Consider the following 24,920-nt stretch of genomic DNA (forward strand, 5'->3'; position numbering starts at 1 on the left):
TTTTAATCAAACATTATTTTTCCAGTACCTACAAAATCCATATGCATAACACATTTGTTTTGTCCACCGAATAATGTATTCATTCCAATACCCAAATGGAATGTGCCATACATTTTTTCATCTAAAACCTCATATCCAATTAATTCAGTAACATTTTTATTCATACCAATCCCTAATTCACCAATTATATTACCATTAGGAGGTAATTCTTTTAAAAATCCGTTAAATTCGTTTGAATCTGATGATATAATTTTTCCATTTTCAACGGTTAATATAACTTTTTCAACTGTAAAATCATCATCCAAATAAAGTTTATCAAAATATATTGTTCCGTTTGTTTTATCTTCTATAGGAGCTATGCTTATCTCTCCACACGGTAAATCACCATCCCCAGCATCAACAAACCATTTCCTATTATCAAGTGATAATTTCAATTCACAATTTTGGCTTGTTTTTATGCATACAGATGATTTATTTTTTATACTTTCTACTTTTTGCAGGCATTCTTTTTTTAGTTCATCATAATCAATGTTGTATGCATTTGTCATTTTTTCAATAAACAATTTGGGTTCTATATTTGATTCCTTTGCCAACTGTTCTGTGGGTATTCTAATCTGAACAAATTTTTTCATATCACTTAACACATCAAATGTTTTAGACATATACTCTCTATATAAATTAAACTTCTCTTTACTTAAGTTTTGTGAAGGAATCACAGGTTTATACATACAAATGTCAATTATAACATCAAATCCTTTAAATAAATTATAGTATTTTTCATTGTAACAAGTTTCTTTTGCAACATTAAATACATTACAATTGGTTTCTCTGGATTGTTGAAATTCAAAAGGTGTAGCTCCTAACTTGGATACCTTACAACTAAAGTTGTGTAAAACATCTCTGTCCTTATCATCTCCCCAGAAATGTAGCAGTACAAGTTCTCCTTCTTTGATTTCAATAGCTTTTACTAGTTTTTCAATTATTAAATTATTAAATTCTATCATTATTTTTACCTCAGCCTTTCGTAAATTCCATCTTCTCTTTTAAATATTTTTTCGGCAATCATTTCACGCCTGATTGTACAAAAATCATCATTATAATCTGCTATAATTATATTTACTTCTCTTTCTGCATATTTTTTTCCTATTTCAAATGCTAGGGCAATTTTTTCTAATACAATTAGCTTTTTCTTACGTTGCACCGGTATTACTTTAAGCTTGCCATACTCAAAGAAATTTTCTATAACTTTTTTTCTGTACTGCTCTTCCCTTTGATTTTGCAAATTCTCTTCTGATGCTTCTTCTTTAATTATATCTATAATTGAATGCTTCAAAACATCTTCATTTATTGAGTAAACAGTATAATATTGTTCTTTACGAGATTGAACTATATTTGCATCCTCAAGTTTCTTTAAGTGAAACGAAATAGTAGATGGAGTGAGCTGTAATCTTTTAGATAAAAGCTCAACATACATTGGTTCTTTTATTAGACATTTAAGTATCAACAGCCTTGATTTATCTGACAAACATTTAAATAATTTTATTGAATCAGCTTCTGTCATATTAATTTTCCTCCATTAATTTTTTAAATATATTTCTCAATTCATCTGCTACTGATAGTTTTACTTCTTCGATTACGCTTTCGATTACAGCATTATTCTTTTTTGCCTTTTCTAATTTAGCTCTCCATGAAGCAGGTATTTTGTCAAATATTTTTAGATATGAAATGCAAAAATCATTATATTTTTCTTCTTCTGATAAAATCTTTTTATTATTGATTTGTTTTTCTGTAGCAGTAACCATTGTAGTAAAAATATCATAGATATTAGCTTTTATTTTTTCTAAATCAGCCTCATCCTTTCTGTTATCCTTAATCAGGTTATCATGCTTTATAATACATTCTTCTTTTTTCTTAATTACAATTCCTGTATAGCTTTTTATTAAGTCTTCTAAATTTTTCAATTTAATACCTCCTCTATTTCCTATATTTTATATTATAATTATAAAATTAAAATATGTCAATCTATTTTTATGTTTATCTAATTAAATATTTTATAATATTAATTACTTATATTGTGATTTTTTAGAGCAATTAAGGATAAAATATACTAATAATAAATTATCAGGAGAAAATAAATGCCACAAAAATGTTACTTTAATGGAGATATAATAACTTTAGAAAATGAGATGTATGCAGACTATTTACTAATTGAAAATGATAAGATAGTTTGTGTTGGTGCTAAAAAAGAAATAGAAAAATATATATATAATGATGCAGAAATGATTGATTTACAGAAAAAAACACTAATGCCTGCTTTTATAGATACGCACAGTCTTTTTTTTGAGTACGTGTTTTCACTTTTATATGCTAATCTTTCAGATGCCGAAAGCTTTGATGATATTAAAAAATTACTAATTTCATATAAAGAAGATAATCATATAAAAGATGGAGAATGGATAATTGGAAGTAATTATGACGATGATTTTTTAAAGGAAAAGAAACCTCCAACTGCTAAAATATTGGACAGTATACTTCCAAATAACCCTGTAGTTCTTCAGCACCAATCTGGGTATTCTGGAGTGTTAAATTCAAAAGCATTAGAAATATTGAAAATAGATAAAATAAATGATGGTTTTTTAAAAGAGGAACAGTTCACTGCAAACCTTCAGAAAATTCCTATACCATCTATTAATGATTTTAAAAATGCTATATTAAAGGTACAAGAAAAATACGCGAGCTTTGGTATAACTACCATGCAGGAGGGAACGTTGGTTGACTCCATGGATAAGATATTAACTCTAATAATACAGGCTAAACTATTAAAGTTAGACCTTGTAGGATATATTGACATTAAAAACGGTAATAAAATTTTAGAAAAATTTGATGAAAGTATAAAAAAATATAATAACAGATTCAAAATTGGTGGATATAAAATATTTTTGGATGGATCTCCACATAATAAAACCGCCTGGATGCTTGAACAATATAAGGATACTGAAAATCATAACGGTAAGCCTTATTATAAGGACTTTTCATTGACTATAGATTTTAAAAAAGCAATATCTGACAATATGCAAGTATTAGCACACTGCAATGGTGATGCTGCAGCTAAACAATATATTGAATGTTATAAGAAAGCATTTAATTCTTCTAAACGCAAACATAACATTAGACCTGTCATAATTCATGCTCAACTACTAACAGAAGAACAATTAATAGAAGCAAAAAAATTAGATATTATACCATCATTTTTAGTTGCAAATATATTTTATTCGGGAGATATATTAATAAAAAATTTTGGGCTTGAAAGAGCGAGTCAAATTAATATAACAGGTTCAGCAGTCAGAAATAATGTGTTATTTACATTTCATCAAAATCCTCCTACAATTGAAATTAATATGTTAGAAACTATTTGTTATGCTGTAAACAGAATAACAAAAGAAGGAAGAATACTGGGCGTTAATCAAAGAATAACACCTTTAGATGCTTTAAAAGCAGTTACAATAAATGCGGCATATCAATATTTTGAAGAAAATATAAAGGGAAGCTTAAAGCACGGTAAGCTTGCAGACTTAGTCATTTTAGACAGTAATCCCCTAAAGGTTGAATACAATAAAATCAAAAATATAAAGGTTCTTGAAACTATCAAAGAAGGGAAAACTGTTTTCAAGCTTTAGTATAAAATAAAGGGAGATAAGTCATTACACCACTTTTCTCCCTTTTACTATTTATATATTATTTATAATTTAATTGATTCTTCCTCTAAGTTTAATTCATTAGTAACTACCTTTATAGCTTCTTTCATTGTTTCTTCTTCAAAAGGATTTTTCAAATTAGCAAGTTTTAGTAGTTCAAAATATCCCTTGCTTCCTCCAGCTTTGCATAATTCATAATAATCATTCCAAGCTTTTTCCTTGTCTTCCTTCATACGACCGTATAATTCATAAACACAAATTTGTGCAAGCGCATAATCAATGTAATAGAACGGATATAGAAAAATGTGTTGCTTTTGCATCCAAAATCCACCATTTTCTAAAAACTCATTTCCATCATAATCACGCCATGGCATATACTCTTTTTCTAATTCTCTCCATATTTCACGTCTTTTCAATGCACTCATATTTGGTATTTCATATATCTTATGTTGAAATTCATCAACGCAAGCTATATAAGGTATAACCATTATACTATCAACAAGATGTGAGTAATAATATTTGTCAACACTTTCACCAAAGAATTCTTTCATCCATGGATACGTGAAAAATTCCATTGCCATTGAGTGTATCTCGTTTATTTCACTCGTTGAGTAACAGTTATTAAATATTTTTTGTGTTCTCATTGCAGTAAATGCTTCAAATGCATGGCCTGCCTCGTGTGTTAGAACATCTATATCAGCACTCGTTCCATTGAAATTTGAAAATATAAATGGAGCTTTATATTTTGGTAAAGCAGTACAATATCCTCCAAGGTGTTTATTAGGCTTTGTCTCTAAGTCAAACAACTCATAATTTACCATAAAGTCAAAAAACTCTTTAGTTTCACTGGAAAGTTCCCTGTACATTTTTTGAGCCTTGGTAACTAATTCTTCTCTATCCCCTATAGGAATTGCATTTCCATCTGTAAATAATATTTTTTCATCATAATACTTTATTTCATCTATTCCTAATCTATCTTTTTGCTGTTCAATCAGTTTTTCGCAAACTGGAACAACATATTTTTTAATATTATCTCTAAACTTTTTAATATCTTCTGGCTTGTAATCAAATCTATTTCTTTGAAGATATGCAAGTGTTGTATAATCCTTGAATCCTAATTTTTTAGCCATTTTAGAACGATTACGCACTAGCTTATCATAAATTTCATCAAGACGAGGTGATACCTTTTGATATAAACCAGCCCATGCACAATATGCCTCTTTTCTTTCCTGTCTATCTATACTTTCCATATGTTTCAAAAGCCCATAAAAATTACATTCCTCTCCTTCAAATGTAGTTTTACATGCAGCGGCTTCTTTAGAATATTCTGTACAAAGGTTGTTTTCTTTGATTAAATTCACAATAACTCTATTTTTCATAGTGCTTAAGGATGCTTCAGTAATTCTAAACATTTGACTACCAAAATCTTCTTCAAGTTTTTCTCTATATTCAGAATTTATTAAAACCTTATTTAGCTTTTTAAGTAACATCATTGTTTTTGGTAATGTATTATTGAAAAATTTCATTTCATCTTCATAAAATTTATCCGTTGTATCAATATTATTACGTATGCTTGACAGCATATATGAAGTTATAAAATCTAACACACTTTCTTGTGAATCCAAATAAATTTGTTTAAATCTGTCATATGATTTTGCTTTTTTTAAATCTTTTATTAAGTAATTAAAATCTATTTTCAATTCTTTTATATTAGGTCTGATATAATTGATTTGATTAAATTTGTTCATTATACATACCTCCAAGATTTTTTCAGAAAATATATTTTATGTAAATATTATATTTTAATGTATTATTTTCTATTTATAATTTTATATGCTATACACATCAATGTCAATCTACATTTTTTTATATACTAATTTATCAAGGTCTCTTTTTAATTCGTTAACATTTTGATATCTTTCATCTGCATCGTATTTAACTGCCTTAATAATTATTTTTTTTAAGTCTTTACAAATATTAATATTAAAAATATCAAATACACAATCATTGCTTTTATTAAACTTAGGCATTTCACCAGTTAATAATTTATATAACGTAATCCCTAAGCTATAAATATCTGACCTATTATCTATTCTGGTACTCTTATCGTAATTTTTATATGTAACTCTGCCACAATTAAGCTGCTCGAAATCACTGCAAATTGTATTTACATTTTTAAATACTAGTGTTTTAGTCACCGTATTATTATTATCGCAAACATTAGTATCCTCTTGGTTTTCTTGATAATTGATACTTTCAAGCAATTCTGTATGCTCACTTTTATTATTATCAATATTTAGATTTCTTTTGATTTCTAATCTATTGCAAACATTAAACATTGAGCGTTGTTCTGGTGGAGAATATCCCATTGTATACCCTACAATATTTGCTGCATTGCTAAATAAAAGCGAAACGTTAAAATCTATCAAGCAAATATTATCGTCATTAGTTAACATAATATTTGCTGGTTTTATATCACTATGAATAATTGGAATTTGCATACTGTGTAAATAGTCCAATGCCTCACATAACTGTATTCCCCACTTTATTACTTTTTTTTGTGGAAATCTCTTCCTACATTTCAATTCTTCACAAAAGCTTTTTCCTTCTATAAAATCCATTACTGTGTAAAATTTATTTTTTTTTTTAATAAAATCGTAAACCTGTGGTAAGTACATATGCCTTAAGTTTTTAAGTATATCAACCTCTGCACGATCATTAAATTTATTATTTACATTATTCTTTATTTCTTTAATTACTACATATTTTTCTAATCTAGTATGATATGCTTTATATACCGTGCCACTTCCACCCGAACCAAGCAAGCTAATTATTTTATATGTGTCATTAAAATAGTTATCTTCAATTATCATTGTATCTCCTTATATGCAGCTTATAACACAAACTGTGATATTATCATTTTCTTTTCTTTTTTTCACTAAATTAATAGATTTCATTATTTGTTTTTGAATTTCGCTCTCATTTTTTAACCTTTTATAATTAAATACTTTATATAAATTGTAATCACTAAATTTGTGTATAAGTCCGTCAGTACATAATAAAAATACATCATGTAGTTTATTTTGTCCAACTAAAAACATCGGCTCAATTTCCTTAGTCTGTCCTAGACATTGTAAAAGTATATTGCTATATTTTTTTATATTTTTTGAATTATTGATGTTTGAGGCTGCTAAATTATGATCGACTGTAAGTTGTAGGATTTTATCCGAAATTTTATACACTCTGCTATCTCCAATATGAGATAAATAATATTTATTGTCTTTAATTAATATAGATGATAATGTTGTACCTAGTTTTACATTATTTTCTTGTCCATATGTATAAATGCATTTATTTATTCTGTTTATTAAACACCTTAATTCATTTATGATTTGGTTATCTGTAAAAGCGTTTTTTATAAAATCAAGATTGTCATCAAACCACTTAGAAAATATCTCAACAGCAATTTTGCTTGCTTTTTCTCCACATTCCAAGCCACCCATACCATCACAAATAACACATAACACTATGTGTTTGTCATCTATATTTATTTGTTTAATGCATAATGAATCCTCATTTGTGCTTTTCACAGTTCCTTTGTCTGAATTAAATGAAATTATAAAATCCATAGTAACTCCTCTAATTTCTAATTTAGTATAATTTAAATATAAATTCTTCATTGGACAATGTAAAAGTCATATTATGCTTTAGTTTAATTTTTTCTTCGTTTGTAACCTGCCTATTTCCCACGTAGGTATGATTTTTAGAATTATTATCCTGTATATAATAATCATTCTCAATTTTTATTATATCTGCGTGAGTTCTACTAATAGTACTATTATTCTTTATAACATAATCTACATAGTTTACCTCTTTACCTAGCTTAAATAAATCTTTGCTTATATATATTTTCTCATCGTTGGACATTCTAATAATGTATGGTGTACTGTTTATCCCACTATTTAACGAATCCAAAAATATTGTATCCTCTGAAAAAGATTCAAGTGAATTTTCATCAATTTTTTGAACTTCTATCTCTTTAACTTTTTTAAATGCTTTACTTTTCTGGCTTTTCAAAAGATTTATATTATTGTTAATCTTGTTCTTTATAACATTTATACTTAAAATATTAGGATATTTTTTTGCTTTTTTATCAACTTTATTTATTTTTTTATTACTTTTTTTATTGAACTCTGGTGCAGGTATTGCAAAACTAAGCTTTTTGTCTAAAGATTTTCTTGCTTTTATAATTTTACTCTTAGAATCTGTAACAATTACATCATGAATTATTTCGCTTTTATTTAAATTTTCATTTTCTAAGTTAATTACATTATTTTCCTCATTTATTTCATCATCTAATCCTTTAATAAATTTTGACAAATCCTTTAATATAAGCACACTTTCCGAGTTCAATAAATTTAAGATTTTAGATATATAAGTAGTATTCTCATTTAGCTCAAGCTTTGCATTAAATAACAATTCTTTTATAAAATATTTTAAATCGATTTTTTTATTTTCTCCCTCGATAGGTAAGCAAATAAATGATAAATCTAAACTTGAGACATCTATATAAATATAGTTCTTGTCCCATATCAAATGATTACTTGAAATTAAATAATCTTCTATTTCTACCAAAGTATTTATAAGGCTTTTCAGAATTTTAAGTGCCTTTTTTTTATTGATCTCGCTCTCTAAAAATCTTGATAGTGATATTTTTGAACTAACATTATATTTATAAAAGCTTTTTTCATCTATGCTTGAATATGTAACGTCAAGTAGTCCAAATATCTTATTTGACGTAAGCATCATGTGTTCGACATTATCAATTCTATCATCAGGCTGTATTTCATATGCTAAATTAATATAACTACTATTGCTTTCCAACGCAAAATTATATTTTTCCACTACGTTTCCCCCTATTTTTCAAAATATTTAAGTGTTATTGTTCTCCAACTAGATTTTAATACAGCACCAACACCATTTTTATTAAATGATTTTGCACCATTAAATTGTGGCTCTATAATAACACTTTCATTTTTATCTATATATCCCCAAAGCTTATCTATTTGTACTGGTGCAAGTCCACAAGAAAAAGAATGTGCATTTTGATATGTTGGATTTATAACTGTTTTGCCATTTTTATCAATAAATCCCCACAACCCATTTATTTTAACTGCTGCATATTCTAAACTATTAACAAAAAAATCTACATCATCGTATATAGGTTCCGTTATTTCTTTTCCATAACAGTCTACTAGCAGGTATTTGCCATTTTTATTTAAAAACAACAGTTCACACCTTGACGCATAATTTATATTGCTAACCTTAACTCCGTCATATGTATTATCTGTTACATCCTCAAATTTAGTGTTTATAATTTTATATTTATCATCCATTTTTACTACTGCAACTCCGTCATTGAATGAAGTTGCATAATCATAAAACTCGTGCATTTCATTGAATTTTCTATCAACAAACCCATATTTACCTTTTGCTTTAACTAAAGCGTATCCTTCTTTTGAAAAAGTACCTAAATATTCATATGTATTGTCAGGAGCAAGCCGTTTAAATCCATTTTTATCTACATAGTAATACTCACCTTCAAGTTTTACTGGTGCAAGCCTTAACTTTTTATCATTGTCAAAAATATTGATAAACTCAAATTTTGCCTTTAATACTACACAACCATTTATATTTAATATCCCATATTTTTCACCCTTCTTAAATACTGCGCATCCATTCTTAAAATCAGAAATATAAGTATAATAATCATAACCTAAATCATACTTCCCTCTAAGCGACTGCAATTTATTATGTATAACATCCTTGTCTACTGCATTGTTCAAATTTTCTTTATACCACTCAATTGCCCTATCATGCTTATTGCAGTCAACATAATAATCTCCAAGCATAACAATCAACTCATCGGTAGAATTTTCATTCATTAGCTGTTGACAATACTGTTCAAAAGAGTTATACATTGATGCACTTTTATACACATTTAATATATTTAATTTAATATTATAGTCATTAGGTGAAAGCTTTAATGCTTCTTTATAACAATTTAATGCTTCAATATATATTTCCTTTTCCATATAATTTTGTGCATTTTCAAGTAGCAAATTATATTTATCATGATTTTTTTCTCCACTTTCAATTACAAAACCCCATGAAAATATTATCATTAGTATAAAAATTATTAGCACAACCCTCTTCATAAAATCCCCCTATAAATTAAATATCAATGTTATATATGTTCCAACTGCAATAAATGGTGCAAATGGCACTGAATCTTTAGACTTGATTTTTTTCATAATAATCATAACTATTAATACAATGGATGATATTATTAGAGATAGCAACATACAACTAAATATTTTTCTAATCCCAACATAAAAACCAACTACACCAATAAGCTTTATATCACCCATTCCAACAGAACCTCTCATAAGTGCATATGCTAATAAAAAACAACCACTACCTACTAAAAGACCTAAAAAAGATAACAGTAAAATAGATTTATACACCTCTGTGTTTAGCAAGCATTCAATCACTAAAAATCCGCACCTAGCTACCAACATTATCAAAACGTATTTATTTGGGATAATTTTTGTTTTATAATCATGAAAAGCTGTTATTATCAGCATGTTTAGTAAAAACAAATATTTACAAATTGTGATGTATCCATAACCAACATGCTTCATAAGAAAAAAACTTAAAACATTAAATATTGTACATATAAAGTATTTCATCAATTATTCACCTCAACAATACCATCACTATAATAAAATTCTATATCAAGGCTATCAGCCTTTAATTCTTTTTTAATTTGTTCAACAATTTTTTGTATATCTTCTGATTTAACCAACGCTGACTTTTGTATTACTATAATAACCTTGCATTTAATATTTTTACTGCTTGATGGATATTTAATTCCATCTGTCATTACTACGGAATCTATCTTTTTTATATCTTCTAGCGCTTTGTTGCAATAATGTTTAGCCTTATTTTTTATCGTATTAAGCTTTAACTCACCATTTTCGCAATACGATTTCATTTCAGTATTCATTGAATGAACGTATGTATATATGCTTTTATTGTTATCATAAAAATCTAAACCTACTGGTATTCTAACTGTAGCTAGTGACCTTTCATTTTTAATTATATTTATAAATTCATTTGTAGTTCTTTCTCCACCATAATCCCAAATATTTATAAAGCTTTTACCAGAATCTTTATTATCATTTACAATTAATTCATTTTCACCAAGATTCGATTGCCATCCAAGAGTTGATGCATTAAGCTTATATACAAAATCTTTTTTAGGGAATAGTGGTATATCCAATTTCATGCTGTATATTACAGTTATATTTATTGTTTTACCATCGCAAAACAAAGTTGATAAATCAAAGTTAAGTCCATCTACTCCATTTATTACACCTAATTTTTTTAAGCGTTTATCAGCAGACAAAGATTCTGTTTCGATATATTTTTCAACCATTAGTTTACTCATCGGAGAAGCTATAAATTTTGATATAGCATAATCCGCTATCTCATTTTTTGCTACTAACAAAAAGCCTCTTAGCACAGCATTAGGATCTTTAAAATATTCCTCAGCCTGTCCTATCATTGATAATGCAGATGCATCAATATTTTCATAAGATTTTTTGATAGTTTTAGCTGCATCTTCATATTTTTCAAATACACCAATAGCATTATCAAATGAATCTAACTTTTCATCTTCATAGGACAAATCTATTTGACTAACATTTTTTTCTTCATCTTGAATTACAGTGATAAATTTTACTGCCTCACTAATTAATTCATCTGTGTTGTTTATAACTTGGTTTTTTTCAGTTACATCTCTATTGAAACCAAGCTTATTTGTTATATAGCTGTATTGCGACATTTCACGCGCTACTTGGTTTATAGAATGCTGTATAATAATTTGAGTCATAGCAAATTTGCATAAAGATAATACTGAAATAAATCCAAATATAAAAATAACCAATACAATAGAAGCTTCTACCGTTAATGAACCTTTATTTCGATTTTTAATCATTCATTTTCACCATACCTTAAATCCTTAATATCCAAAAATATCTTTACATTCTATATAATATTTGTTTTCTTTTAATGGATTATCAAATATTTTGCTATTCATCAAAGTTGTTCTTACACTAGTTTTAGTCTTTATTGTTATCATAGTATACGAATTTTTTAACCTAAAGCTTGGAGATAGTGCATTATTGGAACAAACTAAGTTTAGCTTTATCAAATCACACATTCTAGCAATATATGCTTCATCCTTACCTACTGATAGACCCGATATCAAGAATAACTTTACATACTCTTTATAACTCATAGTAATTGCATTGATACCCTTTGTATTATTAGTTTTAGATAAACCTGTACTATTTTCCGAACTTTTAGAACTAGAATAATTTATAGAAACTTTTTGAGTAAATTCATCAATTATTTTATTTGCCTCATTTTTTATATCACCTTTTATATTATAAAGTTTATTTTTTGCAGCTGTTTTCAAATCATTGTAACCATTCAATATAATTTGATTTTTAACTTTTGTACACAGGTCGGTTATATAATTTGAAATTATATCCTCAATTTCAAATTTAAATGTTGACATGTCATTATCTATTTTAGACATTGCACTATTTATTTTTTCTTTAATACTTTCTAATTCATACTTAACAAACTCATCTAATGCTATAAGTTTAATTTGTTTAATAAAGCTTTCCTCTTCACTTTCTATGCTATTTCTTAAATTTTTGTATATATTATCTAAATCAGCTAATATATCATTCGTTGGGTTTACAACATTTGTAGTAATAATTAGGTTGATTTTTGCTTGAATAGGAGCTAATAGCATATTTGTGACACTTTTTGATAAATCATTTGCCAAGCTATCTGCATACTCATCAATAGCCATATTTAGTTCTTTTATTTTATCGTCACAATAATTTTCAGATAACTCTATAACTTTATTGGAAATATCATCAAGGCATTTTTCAACCATTGATTTAGCAACCGTTACCGTTACTTCATTAACTATTCCACTTGGTTTTAAAATCCAAGTGGAAAATGATTTGTATATTACCACATTTTCTCCATTCATAAGCCTTGTTAAATCAATAGCTGTTTCGCCCATAGCTAAAGCAATCATTAATACATTTTGCACAATAGGTACACCAAAACCTGTCCAACCTGCTAGCGCCAATGCTGCTGTCAACGTCCAAGCTTTAATTTCAGCATCTGTATAAGCATAAATAGTATTTAGTACAAACCTCATGCCATATATAGTTGCTGATGTGTATGTTACATTTCTGTTTGTTTTTTCACCTATTTGCCCCCACAAAATGTATTCTAATTCATTTCTATACAGGTAATTATTATCTTCATTTATATTTATTCCACTTAAGGTTTTTTCCGATATATCATTGTTTCCTTTATTGGTAGTATAGCAACTAAACATTTCTCCCATATATTCTGAAATATATAAATTATCTCTTCCATCTTCTCCAAGCTGTGAAAAGAAATTGCCTATACCCTTTAAAGGAGATAATGATTCCTCTATGTTTTCATCTTGTTTCTCAACAAAGTTTTTGCTTTCACTATTTTTGCCTACATTTAAATTTTTATCTATGTTTTCAGTCATAACAATTTCATCGTCTTGTTGGCTTAATAACAATACCGTTGCCAAATCATTGTATATTTCGCCTTCGTTTGGTACCTTATGGTCTTTAATAGAATTATTTTCACTATCCTTTTTATATTGTTCGACTGATTTATTTACAGTAGATAAAAGTGTTTTCTTTTGTTTATTTACTTCTTTTTCTGTAGCTTTTGTACTTTCTGTTAAGCTATGGGTACAATTTTTTGATAAGAATTTATAAAATTCTTCGTTTTTTATAGATAAAATATTTTTATCATTGAAGCTTTGCAATGTTGGAATATAAAATACATCTTTTAGCACTTGATTAGATTTTTCATCTATTTGCTCTACATTAATAATATTGTTTATATTTATATATTGTTCAAATTTATCCATTGCATTAGCAATATTTTTGTACCCAATAGAGTATTTGCAATACTCTATTTTCTCTATAGTATCTGTATATAAAGCATAATATGAATAATTTTCATCTATTTTATCAATTAGGCTTTTTATTTGATTTTCCTTTAGACAACTGGTTAAATCGTTATATTGCATCATTAGATTTGTTTTTATATCTCCATCTGACAATTCATTCAAAGCATTTTTCCACTCAACAGCACTTTCTTTAAGACGAGGAATTTCTTCACTTATTAATTGTTCTAAATTATCATCTACAGTCTTTGCTTTATCTTTTATTTCAACTGCTTGATTATATTTTATTGATAAATATTCGATTAAATCGTTTATATTCTTATTAACTATTTCTTTACAATTACTCTTTTTATGCTTTAAATCATTTACAAATGAATTAATATCTTCTATAGCATCATTTAAATAATTTATTAAATCAGAGTAGTTCTTTCGTTCCTCCTCCAAAGCATAATTTGGAAGTGCTATGTAATCTATATTATCCTTAATTGCCTGCTCTTTTCTTTTTTCTTCTTCTACTCTATGTATTTCTATTAGCATATCTTCATATTCGTTAAATTTACTACCTAAAACACTGTTATAAACTAAAATTAAATTAATTATTTCAATATTATCAACAATAGAAAAATAGTAGTCAATTATTTCATTTACATTGGTTTTATCCTTTTTATTATTCAGTAAATCAACTATTGTATATGTATTATCCTCTAAATAATTTTTTATTTGTGAATAAGATAATAAAACATCATTTTTTGAGTAGTTGTTTTCATATTTTAAAGACTCATTTTTGTATACGCCAACTATCAACTTATTTATATCATTTATTCCTAAAATATTGTCTATACCACTGCTTGCCTCATTTACAAAATCATTAATGCTATAATTATTAAATTGATCTTCTAAAATATTATATTCTTCTATTGTATTAAATGTATCTTCACAAAGAGTTTGAATATCAGTAAGCGCAATATCATAGCCAGATTTTTTCGACAAAACATTCTGTTGACTTGGTACTTCTTTAAATATACTTATTTTATTTAATAAATTTTCTCCGACACTGATAGGGCCTCTATATTTCATATACTCTATTATTTGCCTTTCCATAACCTCTGTATTATATATTTCGCTACCAATAACGCCATTGGCATCAAAATCTATACACGTCATATCTATTAAATTATTAAATTCCAATTCATCCTCATTATTAATTAGATTTTTGATATCCTCAATTATGATTTTTGTATATGAATCATCATCACTTATCTCCAAATTCATAGAATTAATTGTATTTTCATAATATTTGATCAAATTATTTGAAAGTTCCTCATCATTTGCTGAAATTGCCAACAAACCATATACATCATAAAGCACTTTTTCATAAGCGGTTAAGGAGGTATTTAGTGTCAGGTTTGTGGCATCAGCTACCATCGCTTTAGCTCCATATATTCTAATAGCATCAACTGCAATTAGTGCAAATAGTAATGTTGGAATTAAAATCAGACTCAAAAAAACAGTTACCGAGCCATTATTTTTATAAAATATTTTCATTTTGACCCCCGAAATCAAAAAATTTAATCTGTTATATCCTTTATTTTTTGATAAAATACATTAACCTTATCCTTCAAATGCAACTTGACTAAAAGAAAATTAACAGCATCAAATGCTAAATCTGTATTTCTAATAAATTCTACTGAATCTGTGGCATATGTTGTTGATACAACCCTTCTGTTAACATTATTATTTATTCCTACAATTTTAACAAAGCTAGGTAGTAGAAAACTATAATCAATACTTACCATAACCTTTGTGGCTAACCCGTCTCTTTTGGCTTCAATATGTGGTTCTATTTGACCACCATTTAGTACTGCATATTTGCATACTAAATCTTTCAGAGTTTTTTCTAATTGTTCAAAATCATCTCTTTCTCTATTTATTAAGTATCTATACGGATTATGTTCACTATATATGTCATCCAGCGTGCTTTTTTCTATTTCTTCGCTTTCATCCAATATCAACTTCTCAAACCCAGGAAAATTTATTATTTTACATACACTCTGACCTATTATTTCAGCTTGAGAATACATTATACTTTGCTCAATTTGTAACAATGCCATATATATTAATATAAAAACAACTACTATAACTATTGGCATAACAAATGCTGCTTCAACAATTATTGCACCACTATTATTTTTTGTTTTTTTTACCTTCATATTTTATATATTATTACTCCTTTATTTAAAGAGATTAGAGGACTTTATAAGTCCTCAGGTTGAATTTAATGTGTTTAAAGTAATTCATCTGCATCTGTATTGATAACTCCAAATATTTTGTTTATTAATTTCATTAATTCATTTCTAAATATGATTATTACTGCAATTAAAATAATTATTATTAATAGTATTGCAATAACTTCTGCTGCTCCTTTTTCTTCATGAATTAATCTGTTTACTCCATTTTTAGCTTTTAGATATGTAGCTAATGCACAATTTTTTAATTTTTTTAACATTCTTTTTTCCCCTTATTTGATTAATTTTAAATACTTGAAAATATTGGTACTATTATAATCATAAGTATTGCTATAAGCATAATTCCTACTGGTAGCATCAACTTTTGACTTGCCAACTCACCTTTTATTTTTACATTTGATTTCTTCTGCTGCCAACTTTCATCTGCCATATTTTTAATAAGATTAACTGTTTCACTACTTCCCTTTTGCATATTTTGAATAAGCAAAGATGTAAATTTTCTTATTTCTTTGTTATTGCATCTATCTCCGAAGTTTCTATAAGCTTGTACCTCACTTATTCCATTGTCTATATCATCATTCACTCTCTTCATTTCTCTAAATAACAACCCTTCATCACCATTAGAGATCAAAGTCCATGAAGATCTAACCGTCATACCCGCATTCATTAAAAGCACTAATTTTGATAGTACGTTAGGAAAGTCACCAAACAACTCCTCTTTTTTCCTATTTACTTCACTTTCTATTTCATAATCTAAATAAATAACTATAAGTACTATAAACACTATTGCTAAAAATGCTAAACTAAACTCTTTAGAAACAGCTCCTATAAAAAAAGATATTGGCAATAAAGTTAAAACATATGTAATCTTTGCTCCTACTGTTACATAATAATAAAACTCCGCATATTTTTCACCCTTGATTCTGCATATTTTTTTTGTTTTTTTTACTGCTATACTTGATTCCAAATTGAATTTAACTATATCCATAACTCCAAATCCAATAAAAAAAATATTTGACATAAAATACTCATTTTTTTTCAATGCATCCAATGCCGCATTATATTTTTTATTATACTTTAAATAAATTATTATCCAAACTATTGATAGAACTGTACCTAAAACTAACATTGCATACTGAAAAATACTAACCTCTACAAATATTTTCAATCCCCCCCTAAACCTTTATATCCGTTATTTTTTTACCTAAAAAAAATGCTATAATTAAAATAACCAAAGCTATTAATCTAGTTACAATGTTTGATATATTCTGTGTTGAAAATGTGCTATCACCGAGCATTCGCAAAGACAGTACCATGACAAAGGGCATAATACACATAATATAAAATTCCGCTTTTTTTTGAGCAATGGAAGTTCTTATTTCCATTTCAATATCTATTTTGTCGTTTATAATTTCTCTGGTTTCTAATATTATTTTGCTTATATCTCCACCTGTTCTGTTACATGATTCAAAAATGCTTGCAAAGCTTTTAATATCATCTATATGACTTCTTTGAGCAAAATCTTCTAAAATATCTTCCATATTAATTCCATTAATTATGCTTTTTTTGATAATTTCTATTTCTCTTGTTATATCTGCATCATTGCCATATAGAATTTCCATATCATCATAAGTATCTATAAAAGCATCATGTGTATTTTTACCTGACAAATATGATGAAGATAACGATTCTAGAAAATCTTTAAATTGAAGCAACAATTTTTTCTTTCTTTTCTTAATCAAATAATTTTTATAGGGCTTAATCGAGAATAAGCCTGATGGTATGCTAATAAGCATGCTTAAAATTATACTCTCAAAAAATATCGTAAGAACTACAAAAGCCAATAAAAATCCTATGCAATAACCTATAATATAATCAATATATTTCATGTGATATAAATCATAATCTACCTTATAAACTTTAGATAACACCCTTTATACCTCCACTTATATCTTTAGATTGAAGCCAGCGACATTTAGCTTTGAATAATTTAAAAATTCATTTTTTGTTCTAGTTAATTTTCCAAATACTATATCTTCAGAGTTATTTTTATCTTCAACAAATTCATATATAGGATTTAGTACAATATTTCCGTCATTTATACCGCATACTTCACTAATTTCAACTGTTTTTCTTGTCTTGTCTCTCATCCTAGATAAATGTATTATGATATCTATACTAGATGCAATTTGTTGTCTAATCGCAGCTAATGGCAACCCATCCGCACCTGTCAATACCATGGTTTCTAAACGACTAAGCATGTCCTTTGAAGAGTTTGCATGCCCTGTAGATAAAGAACCATCATGTCCTGTATTCATTGCTTGAAGCATATCTAGTGCTTCACTTCCACGAACTTCGCCTACTACTATCCTTTCAGGTCTCATACGTAATGCCGATTTTATTAAATCTCTGATAGTAATTTGTCCTACTCCAGAAGTATTAGAATTTCTGGTCTCAAGTCTTATTAAATTATCAATATTTTTAATTTGCAGTTCTGCTGAATCTTCAATTGTAATTACTCTTTCTTCTTTTGGAATATAATTTGATAATGCATTTAGAAACGTGGTTTTTCCAGAACCTGTTCCACCACTTATGAATATGTTATATTTTGAAATAACTAAAAGTTTTAGAATTTGTGCAATTTCTTCTGTTATTGAATTATACTGTATTAATTTTTTAATTGTCATAGGATTTTTTGAAAACTTTCTTATTGTAATTGTAGCTCCATCTATAGCGATAGGTGGTAATACAACATTAACTCTTGAACCATCAGGTAATCTTGTATCTACTATTGGGTTTGCTTGATTTACTTCTCTACCAGCCTTTCCAACTATCCTTTGTATAATATCATTAAGTTTTTCTGCGCTTTCGAATTTTTCATTTATTTTAAATACTTTACCGTTTTTTTCTATAAATATTTTATCTGGACCATTTATCATTATTTCAGTAACATTTTCATCACTCAGAATATTGTCTAAAACACCAAATCCTCGAATTGAATTAAAAATATCATCTATTACTTTTATCCTTTCTGATATAGACATATAATTATTTTTAAGTTGTACACTATCTCTAACACTATTTTCAATTATTATTCGCAGTTCTTCATCACTTACTGAATTCAAGGTAATTTGCTTGTTTATTTCTTCTCTAATAAAATTTATAAAGCTATTTTTGTCTACCATTTTACATTCACCTCTATTTGCACAAGCTATCAAATATAGGATTATTTGATAATAGCTCTGCTAATTTTTTTGATGAAATATTTTTGTATTCTTCTAAATATCCTAAGATAGTTAATTCTTTCATATCCTTTGCATTAGCCATCTCATCTTTAAAAGTATTTTTATCATTAATTTTGTTATAAATAATGCAACACTTACTCATGTAATTTTTATCATTTATGTTTTGAATTAAGTTAATTGAATTTACTATACTACTGAATTTAGTGTTACACTGCTCTGTAGGAATTTTTGAAAAGATTATATTATCAGAAATGTCTAATAAATAATTGCATGTAGGATTTATTTGATAATCTATATCAATTACAATATAGTCATAATTTATATACTTCAATACATTGTTGATAAGTATTTCGATATTTTCTTTTGTAACTTCGTTTCGTTCTAAAGAATTTTTGCATGATGAAATAAAATATACATCTGATTTATCTCTTTTAACCGTACTTTCTATTCTCGTACTTATATCAACATTATTACTTTTTATAGCGTAAATAATATCGCTTAAATTAAATTTTCCTTCTGCCTCAAAAAAGCATTTAACGGTTGGGAAAGATTGCAAATCCAGATATAATACTTTGAAATTTTTACTTAGTTTAATTGAAAAGGAAGAAGCAAGGGTTGATGTTCCTGAACTACTATCGCATGACATGAATGTTATAACCCTAGTAGCAATGTTGTTAGTTAGATTAGTTTTAATAATTGTATATTTTTCAGAATAATAATTTAGAATTTCTTTATATATTAAGCTGATTTTTTGATATTTATAAATTTGATTTTGCCCTGCTTCTTTCTTACTCAAAGTATCAACCAAATTAATAAATACCACATCTTTATTAATGTCTTCTAAATTTTCTAGCATATGTTCCTGAAGTAATAACACTTCATATTCTTTGTTCTTTTCATTATTTTTAAATGATTCTTCATTAGAAAATATATGAATTTCAACCTTATCAGAAAAATTATTATTCATACACTCAAAAAATCTATTGGCATAGACTTTATCAGAATCAATCATAGCAATTCTAATTTTCATTAAATCCCCCCGAATTTTATTCCAAATTACTTATTTATTTCCCAGAAAATACTATATTTTTATTTATTGTAACAATTGTTAATAGCTTTTTCAACAATAATTAAACATTTTTATATAAAATGCTAATTATTGTTGAAATATCTTGTCTGTTTTTGTTATTTATTGTCGTAATAAAGAGTATTCCTCTTTTGTATAAAATTGATTTGATTTTAAGTATTTAGGAATATTTTGAGAAATTCCGTTTATTAAAATATCAGCATATCTGTTTGCAATTTCAATTGTATAAACATTTTCATCCACATTAAGTTTGCCAATACATCTAAGTCTAATTTTTAAACTATTATCCAAATTAGCTATATCAAATAATGTCAAGAATCTTCTACATCTACCTTTAAAAGCAATTTCAGGGTCAAGATTGTCTAAATCATTGTTAGTAAATTCAAAATCAATGTTTAGCCATCCATCCTCCATATATATGTATGACTGACAAAACTCTTCAACGTATTCTCTATTCTGACTTGCTCGAGATATTCTTGAGAATTCTTCTAATTCATCGATAAAAGTTAAGTATGATTGCTTGTCCAAAGTTTTTATTTTAAAAGTTTCACTTGTATGATTATATATACTTTTTAATATTTCATTTTTTGAATCTAATACTGCTAGGTTACATTTTATATTTTCAGTATTTGAATTATAATTAAAATCATCACTTTTAAATGCACTTAAATTCCTGGCTAATAAAAAAGCACTCATAATACCATGATTATATTCTTCAAAATTTTTGCTACACTTTAACACTCGTGGAATACACTTAACCATAATTAATTTTGTTTTTATACTTTTTCTTATTTCTTCAATCTCTACATCAGTAAAATTTTCAACCTTGAATTTTTCAATATTAAAATTAATATGTTTTGTACTATCTTCTTTACATTTAATATCAAAGTATTCGATAAGGGTTTCGTCAACATTAAACTCAATTTCAATTTTAGTTGCCAAAATATCAACGAAACTATTAATAAACTGTTGCTGAATATTATCAAATCTAAAATTGAACATACTATATGAATTTATACCATAGTAAGGTAATATTTTTTTCATACTATTATTAATTTTATTAATCTTTTTTATTGGATAACCTAAATCATGAGTGATAGCAGCTATACACCTAACTGAATCAGCTAATTTTTTTTGTGCTTCGACTGTATTACATATTCTAGTTATATCGGGAAAATAGTCTAAAATATTTAGATTTTGCAACATTTGCTTAACTCCATATATGTCTTTATTGTCATCTTGAGATTCCAATTTCAATTTAATAAATTCATCATTTGAATATATGTATTCACCCAAAAAATAAACCCATAAGCAATGAAGGGTATGATCTCTATAAAAAGAATCTGATGCAAATATAAGTTCTTCAAATTCAACAAATTCATCAAAATATTTAAACAAATCATCATAACCGTCTTTGTTACTATCTATAAAAGACATAGCACTTTCAAATAACTTTTTCCAAAGTTTTGATGCAACTTGTATTTTTTCATTCATATTTACACTATCAATTAGGTTTATTATTAACTTTGAAATAATATTTTTGTCTTCTGTTCTATTTTTTAAAAATTCAATATCATCACACTTTATTTTTTGTAAATAATACTCCATTACAATTTTTTCGTTTATTAGCTTTCTCATATATTTACTCTCCTTAGGTAAAAATATAAAATCCGACCTTATTATACAATATTTGTAATGTAATTACAATATAAGTATATATTGCTTTATTTATTGTCGATAATATTATTAGCCCATATTCCAGATTTTATGAGTATAAATCCAATTGTTGCCTTTATAATATCCGATGATAAAACTATTGCATAAAGCACTTTTATATTTAACGATGTAAAACGTGTTAACACATAAGCTAAAGGTAAATTTATAACACATATATACAAGCTATCAAAGCAAAACGTTAAAATTGTTTTTCCTCCAGAACGCATTGTAAAATATGCCCCATGATTAAATGCTTGCAAAGGTAATGATACTGCATATATCCTCAAAAAGCTTGTAGCTAAGTTTCTTACTACCCCTTCGGTTTTATATATATAAGGTATATAACTAGCTGCAATAAATAATATTGCACCTATAACTACATATAAAGAAACACTAAAAAATATAAGCTTTCTATCAGTATCCTTAGCTTTTTCAATTTCACCAGCTCCAAGTTGTTGTCCAACGAGTATTGATATTGCACTACCTAAAGAAAACAAGATAACTAAAAATAAATTAGAAACCGTACTTGATATATTAAATGCAGCCATAACATTAAGTCCTCTAACAGCATAGCTTTGAGTGATTCCGGCAGAACCTATTGAAAACATCATTTCATTAATAAGAAGTGGTGTTCCTGTAATCAGAATTTTCTTTACTATACTCCATGGAATATATAAGCTTTTATATACTTTATAAAAAAACACAAATTTGTCATCATTTTTATGAGATACTATAACTATATATAGCATTTCAATATATCTTGCTATAACTGTTGCAATAGCTGCGCCTTTAACTCCTAATGTAGGAAAACCTAAATATCCAAATATAAGAACGAAGTTTAAAACAAGGTTAACACCTATTGATATTGTACTTCCTATCATAGGAAGCATTGTTTCCCCAGCTTCCCTAAGTGTTGTTGAATAGCTTTGTGAAATCATAAAAGGAACAAGTCCCCAAATAAGTATCTTCAGATATTCCTTAGCATACGTCAATGTATGCAATGAATTTACAACACTATCACTACTTTCTGTTATATAAAGATTTATTAAATTTTCTCCAAAAATAATAAACACAAATGTTACTATAACACATGCTATTGCGCCAAGAATCATTTTAAATCTAAAAGTGTACTTAACTCCATCATAGTCTTTATTTCCGAAAAATTGTGCTCCAAAGATTGAAGCTCCAGATATACAACCGAAAATTGTTAAATTAAATACAAAAATAAGTTGATTTACTATTGCTACACCTGACATTGGTTCTGTACCAAGTCTTCCTACCATAACATTATCTATCAAGTTAACAAAATTAGTTATTCCCTGCTGAATCATAATTGGTATAACTAACGCAATCACCATTTTGTAAAAATCTTTATTGCCAATATATTTTTTCATATAATTATTTTTTCTCCTATTATTAACTTTTTACCTATCATTCAAGTTTCTTTGCCCATCCATTATTTTTATAAAATAGAAATGATACTATAGCTGATGTAGTCCATCCAATAGGCCATGACATCCAAATTCCATTTGTTCCAAAATAACCAGATAAAACAAACGCCAGTACAACCCTTAAAATTAAATCTAAAAATGTTGAAATCATAAACTGTTTCATAGAACCAGCTCCTCTTAAAACACCATCCGACATAATTTTGACTGCAATAACAATATAAAATGGTGATACAATCTTTAAAAATGAAACTCCGACATTTAATGCTTCTATGCTACTATCATCCATAAACATGCTTATCATTTGATTACTAAAAATAAAAAAAGCAATAAAAAATGGAACAACAACACATATCACAAGTAACATCGCTGATTTGAACCCTTCATAAACTCTTTCGACCTTTTTAGCCCCCATGTTTTGAGCCGTAAAATTAGATAATCCACTTGCAAGGGTAGTAATTGATGTTATTGAAAAAGTATTAAGCTTAATAGCTGAAGAATAACCTGCTATAACAGCTGAACCAAAACCATTTACTATAGATTGTATAAATATATTTCCAATCGAAATGAAACTTTGCTGTAAAATACTAGGAATAGCAACTATGCTAATTTTTCTTAGCATTGACAATGAAAATACTTTGTATTTTTCTTCACACTTTATACTTGTAACCCTTCTTCTTAATGTTATCATTGCTAAAATTGACGATATTCCTTGTGCAACAAGAGTTGCTATTGCAACACCTGCTACGCCCATTTTGAACTGAATAACAAAAATCAAATCTAATATGACATTTCCAACTGAAGAACCTATTAAAAGATATAGTGGTGTTTTTGAATCTCCCAATGCTGTAAAAATACCAGTACATACATTGTAAAAAAATAAAAATATTAATCCTGCTATGTAAATTTGTAAATATAATAGTGAACCGCCAAATATATTGTTTGGTGTATTTATTGCTTTCATCATAGGAACACAAAATACTAATCCTAATATTGTTAATATTGTACTCAATCCTAAACATGTAAAAAAAGTTGTTGAAACAGCTGTTTTCATATTTTTATAATCTTTTGCGCCAAACAAATTTGAAATTATAACTGAACACCCTATATTGCAACCTATTGCAATTGCCATAAAAATCATTGTTATAGGATATGAAGCTCCTACTGAAGCTAACGCATCCTCTCCAGCAAATTTACCTGCAATCATTCCATCAGCAATATTGTACATTTGTTGAAACATAACACTAATAAGCATTGGAATTGAAAACTTCCATAAAATCTTATTGGGTTTTCCTACTGTCATATCTGTAATCATTGTATCTCCTTTATACTGCGTTTAAAGTAATAAAGGCATTATATTTAATTTAATTAAATA

General features: G+C 27.0%; 21 protein-coding genes. 1 reads left to right on the plus strand and 20 read right to left on the minus strand.

Features of this window, described 5'->3' with window-relative positions; all coding sequences use genetic code 11:
* Positions 1 to 2: 2 nt before the first annotated feature.
* The 3 genes from JYG23_RS08940 to JYG23_RS08950 are packed head-to-tail and all read right to left on the minus strand — an operon-like array spanning position 3 to position 1,961.
* Positions 3 to 1,004: an aminopeptidase gene (locus tag JYG23_RS08940; protein WP_207235313.1), complete on the minus strand. Its 1,002-nt coding sequence runs from the start codon at positions 1,002 to 1,004 to the stop codon at positions 3 to 5.
* Positions 1,005 to 1,009: 5 nt separating this feature from the next.
* The gene (locus JYG23_RS08945) at positions 1,010 to 1,561 is read right to left on the minus strand and encodes a metalloregulator ArsR/SmtB family transcription factor (RefSeq protein ID WP_207235317.1); all 552 of its coding nucleotides are present in this window, start codon (positions 1,559 to 1,561) and stop codon (positions 1,010 to 1,012) included.
* Position 1,562: 1 nt separating this feature from the next.
* Positions 1,563 to 1,961 (minus strand): hypothetical protein, encoded by a 399-nt coding sequence (locus JYG23_RS08950; protein WP_207235318.1) that lies wholly within the window; start codon positions 1,959 to 1,961, stop codon positions 1,563 to 1,565.
* 174 nt (positions 1,962 to 2,135) lie between these two features.
* Between JYG23_RS08950 and JYG23_RS08955 the strand changes: the two genes are divergently transcribed.
* A complete protein-coding gene (locus JYG23_RS08955) occupies positions 2,136 to 3,677 on the plus strand; it encodes an amidohydrolase (RefSeq protein ID WP_207235320.1) in 1,542 nt (513 codons plus the stop codon).
* 62 nt (positions 3,678 to 3,739) lie between these two features.
* On the opposite strand, the gene JYG23_RS08960 is transcribed toward JYG23_RS08955, so the two are convergent.
* The 17 genes from JYG23_RS08960 to JYG23_RS09040 all read right to left on the minus strand — a co-directional run bounded on the left by JYG23_RS08960 (position 3,740) and on the right by JYG23_RS09040 (position 24,860).
* On the minus strand, positions 3,740 to 5,443 hold the full coding sequence (locus tag JYG23_RS08960; RefSeq protein WP_207235321.1) for a M3 family oligoendopeptidase: 1,704 nt from the start codon (positions 5,441 to 5,443) through the stop codon (positions 3,740 to 3,742).
* A 108-nt stretch (positions 5,444 to 5,551) separates the two neighbouring features.
* A complete protein-coding gene (locus JYG23_RS08965; protein WP_207235323.1) occupies positions 5,552 to 6,568 on the minus strand; it encodes a serine/threonine-protein kinase in 1,017 nt (338 codons plus the stop codon).
* A gap of 9 nt (positions 6,569 to 6,577) precedes the next feature.
* Positions 6,578 to 7,375, minus strand: a complete 798-nt coding sequence (locus JYG23_RS08970) for a PP2C family serine/threonine-protein phosphatase (protein WP_207235324.1) — start codon at positions 7,373 to 7,375, stop codon at positions 6,578 to 6,580.
* A complete protein-coding gene (locus tag JYG23_RS08975) occupies positions 7,347 to 8,600 on the minus strand; it encodes a DUF6382 domain-containing protein (protein WP_207235326.1) in 1,254 nt (417 codons plus the stop codon). The genes JYG23_RS08970 and JYG23_RS08975 overlap by 29 nt, the downstream gene beginning before the upstream one ends.
* 11 nt (positions 8,601 to 8,611) lie before the next feature.
* Complete coding sequence (locus tag JYG23_RS08980) at positions 8,612 to 9,913, minus strand: WG repeat-containing protein (RefSeq protein ID WP_207235327.1); 1,302 nt, start codon at positions 9,911 to 9,913, stop codon at positions 8,612 to 8,614.
* A gap of 9 nt (positions 9,914 to 9,922) precedes the next feature.
* Positions 9,923 to 10,447: a prepilin peptidase gene (locus JYG23_RS08985; RefSeq protein ID WP_207235328.1), complete on the minus strand. Its 525-nt coding sequence runs from the start codon at positions 10,445 to 10,447 to the stop codon at positions 9,923 to 9,925.
* Positions 10,447 to 11,757, minus strand: coding sequence for a TadE family protein (locus JYG23_RS08990; RefSeq protein ID WP_207235330.1), 1,311 nt, complete (start codon positions 11,755 to 11,757; stop codon positions 10,447 to 10,449). Before JYG23_RS08990 ends, JYG23_RS08985 begins: the two co-directional genes overlap by 1 nt.
* 24 nt (positions 11,758 to 11,781) lie before the next feature.
* Complete coding sequence (locus JYG23_RS08995; protein WP_207235331.1) at positions 11,782 to 15,348, minus strand: DUF5702 domain-containing protein; 3,567 nt, start codon at positions 15,346 to 15,348, stop codon at positions 11,782 to 11,784.
* A gap of 23 nt (positions 15,349 to 15,371) precedes the next feature.
* Complete coding sequence (locus JYG23_RS09000; RefSeq protein ID WP_207235332.1) at positions 15,372 to 16,013, minus strand: hypothetical protein; 642 nt, start codon at positions 16,011 to 16,013, stop codon at positions 15,372 to 15,374.
* 74 nt (positions 16,014 to 16,087) lie between these two features.
* On the minus strand, positions 16,088 to 16,309 hold the full coding sequence (locus JYG23_RS09005) for a Flp1 family type IVb pilin (RefSeq protein WP_207235333.1): 222 nt from the start codon (positions 16,307 to 16,309) through the stop codon (positions 16,088 to 16,090).
* A gap of 26 nt (positions 16,310 to 16,335) precedes the next feature.
* The gene (locus JYG23_RS09010; protein ID WP_207235334.1) at positions 16,336 to 17,217 is read right to left on the minus strand and encodes a type II secretion system F family protein; all 882 of its coding nucleotides are present in this window, start codon (positions 17,215 to 17,217) and stop codon (positions 16,336 to 16,338) included.
* A 7-nt stretch (positions 17,218 to 17,224) separates the two neighbouring features.
* Positions 17,225 to 17,980, minus strand: coding sequence for a type II secretion system F family protein (locus JYG23_RS09015; RefSeq protein ID WP_207235340.1), 756 nt, complete (start codon positions 17,978 to 17,980; stop codon positions 17,225 to 17,227).
* A gap of 15 nt (positions 17,981 to 17,995) precedes the next feature.
* Entirely contained in the window at positions 17,996 to 19,234 is a 1,239-nt protein-coding gene (locus tag JYG23_RS09020) for a CpaF family protein (RefSeq protein WP_207235341.1), read from the minus strand.
* A 13-nt stretch (positions 19,235 to 19,247) separates the two neighbouring features.
* Positions 19,248 to 20,324: an AAA family ATPase gene (locus JYG23_RS09025; protein WP_207235343.1), complete on the minus strand. Its 1,077-nt coding sequence runs from the start codon at positions 20,322 to 20,324 to the stop codon at positions 19,248 to 19,250.
* A gap of 159 nt (positions 20,325 to 20,483) precedes the next feature.
* Positions 20,484 to 22,019 carry a hypothetical protein gene (locus JYG23_RS09030; RefSeq protein WP_207235344.1) on the minus strand — a complete coding sequence of 512 codons (1,536 nt, stop codon included), beginning with the start codon at positions 22,017 to 22,019 and terminating at the stop codon, positions 20,484 to 20,486.
* Positions 22,020 to 22,105: 86 nt separating this feature from the next.
* Positions 22,106 to 23,491, minus strand: a complete 1,386-nt coding sequence (locus JYG23_RS09035) for an MATE family efflux transporter (RefSeq protein WP_207235346.1) — start codon at positions 23,489 to 23,491, stop codon at positions 22,106 to 22,108.
* Between the two features lie 37 nt (positions 23,492 to 23,528).
* Positions 23,529 to 24,860 (minus strand): MATE family efflux transporter, encoded by a 1,332-nt coding sequence (locus JYG23_RS09040; protein WP_207235347.1) that lies wholly within the window; start codon positions 24,858 to 24,860, stop codon positions 23,529 to 23,531.
* Between the last annotated feature and the right edge of the window lie 60 nt (positions 24,861 to 24,920).

The organism is Sedimentibacter sp. zth1 (genome assembly GCF_017352195.1).
In the GTDB taxonomy this organism is placed as follows: domain Bacteria; phylum Bacillota; class Clostridia; order Tissierellales; family Sedimentibacteraceae; genus UBA1535.

Excerpts from the sequence above, each read along its gene's own strand:
- JYG23_RS08965 (WP_207235323.1), bottom strand. The coding sequence starts at position 6,568 with ATGATAATTGAAGATAACTATTTTAATGACACATATAAAATAATTAGC.
- JYG23_RS08960 (WP_207235321.1), bottom strand. The coding sequence starts at position 5,443 with ATGAACAAATTTAATCAAATCAATTATATCAGACCTAATATAAAAGAA.
- JYG23_RS08970 (WP_207235324.1), bottom strand. The coding sequence starts at position 7,375 with ATGAAGAATTTATATTTAAATTATACTAAATTAGAAATTAGAGGAGTT.
- JYG23_RS08985 (WP_207235328.1), bottom strand. The coding sequence starts at position 10,447 with ATGAAATACTTTATATGTACAATATTTAATGTTTTAAGTTTTTTTCTT.
- JYG23_RS09000 (WP_207235332.1), bottom strand. The coding sequence starts at position 16,013 with ATGAAGGTAAAAAAAACAAAAAATAATAGTGGTGCAATAATTGTTGAA.
- JYG23_RS08990 (WP_207235330.1), bottom strand. The coding sequence starts at position 11,757 with ATGATTAAAAATCGAAATAAAGGTTCATTAACGGTAGAAGCTTCTATT.
- JYG23_RS08995 (WP_207235331.1), bottom strand. The coding sequence starts at position 15,348 with ATGAAAATATTTTATAAAAATAATGGCTCGGTAACTGTTTTTTTGAGT.
- JYG23_RS08945 (WP_207235317.1), bottom strand. The coding sequence starts at position 1,561 with ATGACAGAAGCTGATTCAATAAAATTATTTAAATGTTTGTCAGATAAA.
- JYG23_RS09030 (WP_207235344.1), bottom strand. The coding sequence starts at position 22,019 with ATGAGAAAGCTAATAAACGAAAAAATTGTAATGGAGTATTATTTACAA.
- JYG23_RS09025 (WP_207235343.1), bottom strand. The coding sequence starts at position 20,324 with ATGAAAATTAGAATTGCTATGATTGATTCTGATAAAGTCTATGCCAAT.
- JYG23_RS08980 (WP_207235327.1), bottom strand. The coding sequence starts at position 9,913 with ATGAAGAGGGTTGTGCTAATAATTTTTATACTAATGATAATATTTTCA.
- JYG23_RS09035 (WP_207235346.1), bottom strand. The coding sequence starts at position 23,491 with ATGAAAAAATATATTGGCAATAAAGATTTTTACAAAATGGTGATTGCG.
- JYG23_RS09040 (WP_207235347.1), bottom strand. The coding sequence starts at position 24,860 with ATGATTACAGATATGACAGTAGGAAAACCCAATAAGATTTTATGGAAG.
- JYG23_RS08940 (WP_207235313.1), bottom strand. The coding sequence starts at position 1,004 with ATGATAGAATTTAATAATTTAATAATTGAAAAACTAGTAAAAGCTATT.
- JYG23_RS08955 (WP_207235320.1), top strand. The coding sequence starts at position 2,136 with ATGCCACAAAAATGTTACTTTAATGGAGATATAATAACTTTAGAAAAT.
- JYG23_RS09020 (WP_207235341.1), bottom strand. The coding sequence starts at position 19,234 with ATGGTAGACAAAAATAGCTTTATAAATTTTATTAGAGAAGAAATAAAC.
- JYG23_RS09005 (WP_207235333.1), bottom strand. The coding sequence starts at position 16,309 with ATGTTAAAAAAATTAAAAAATTGTGCATTAGCTACATATCTAAAAGCT.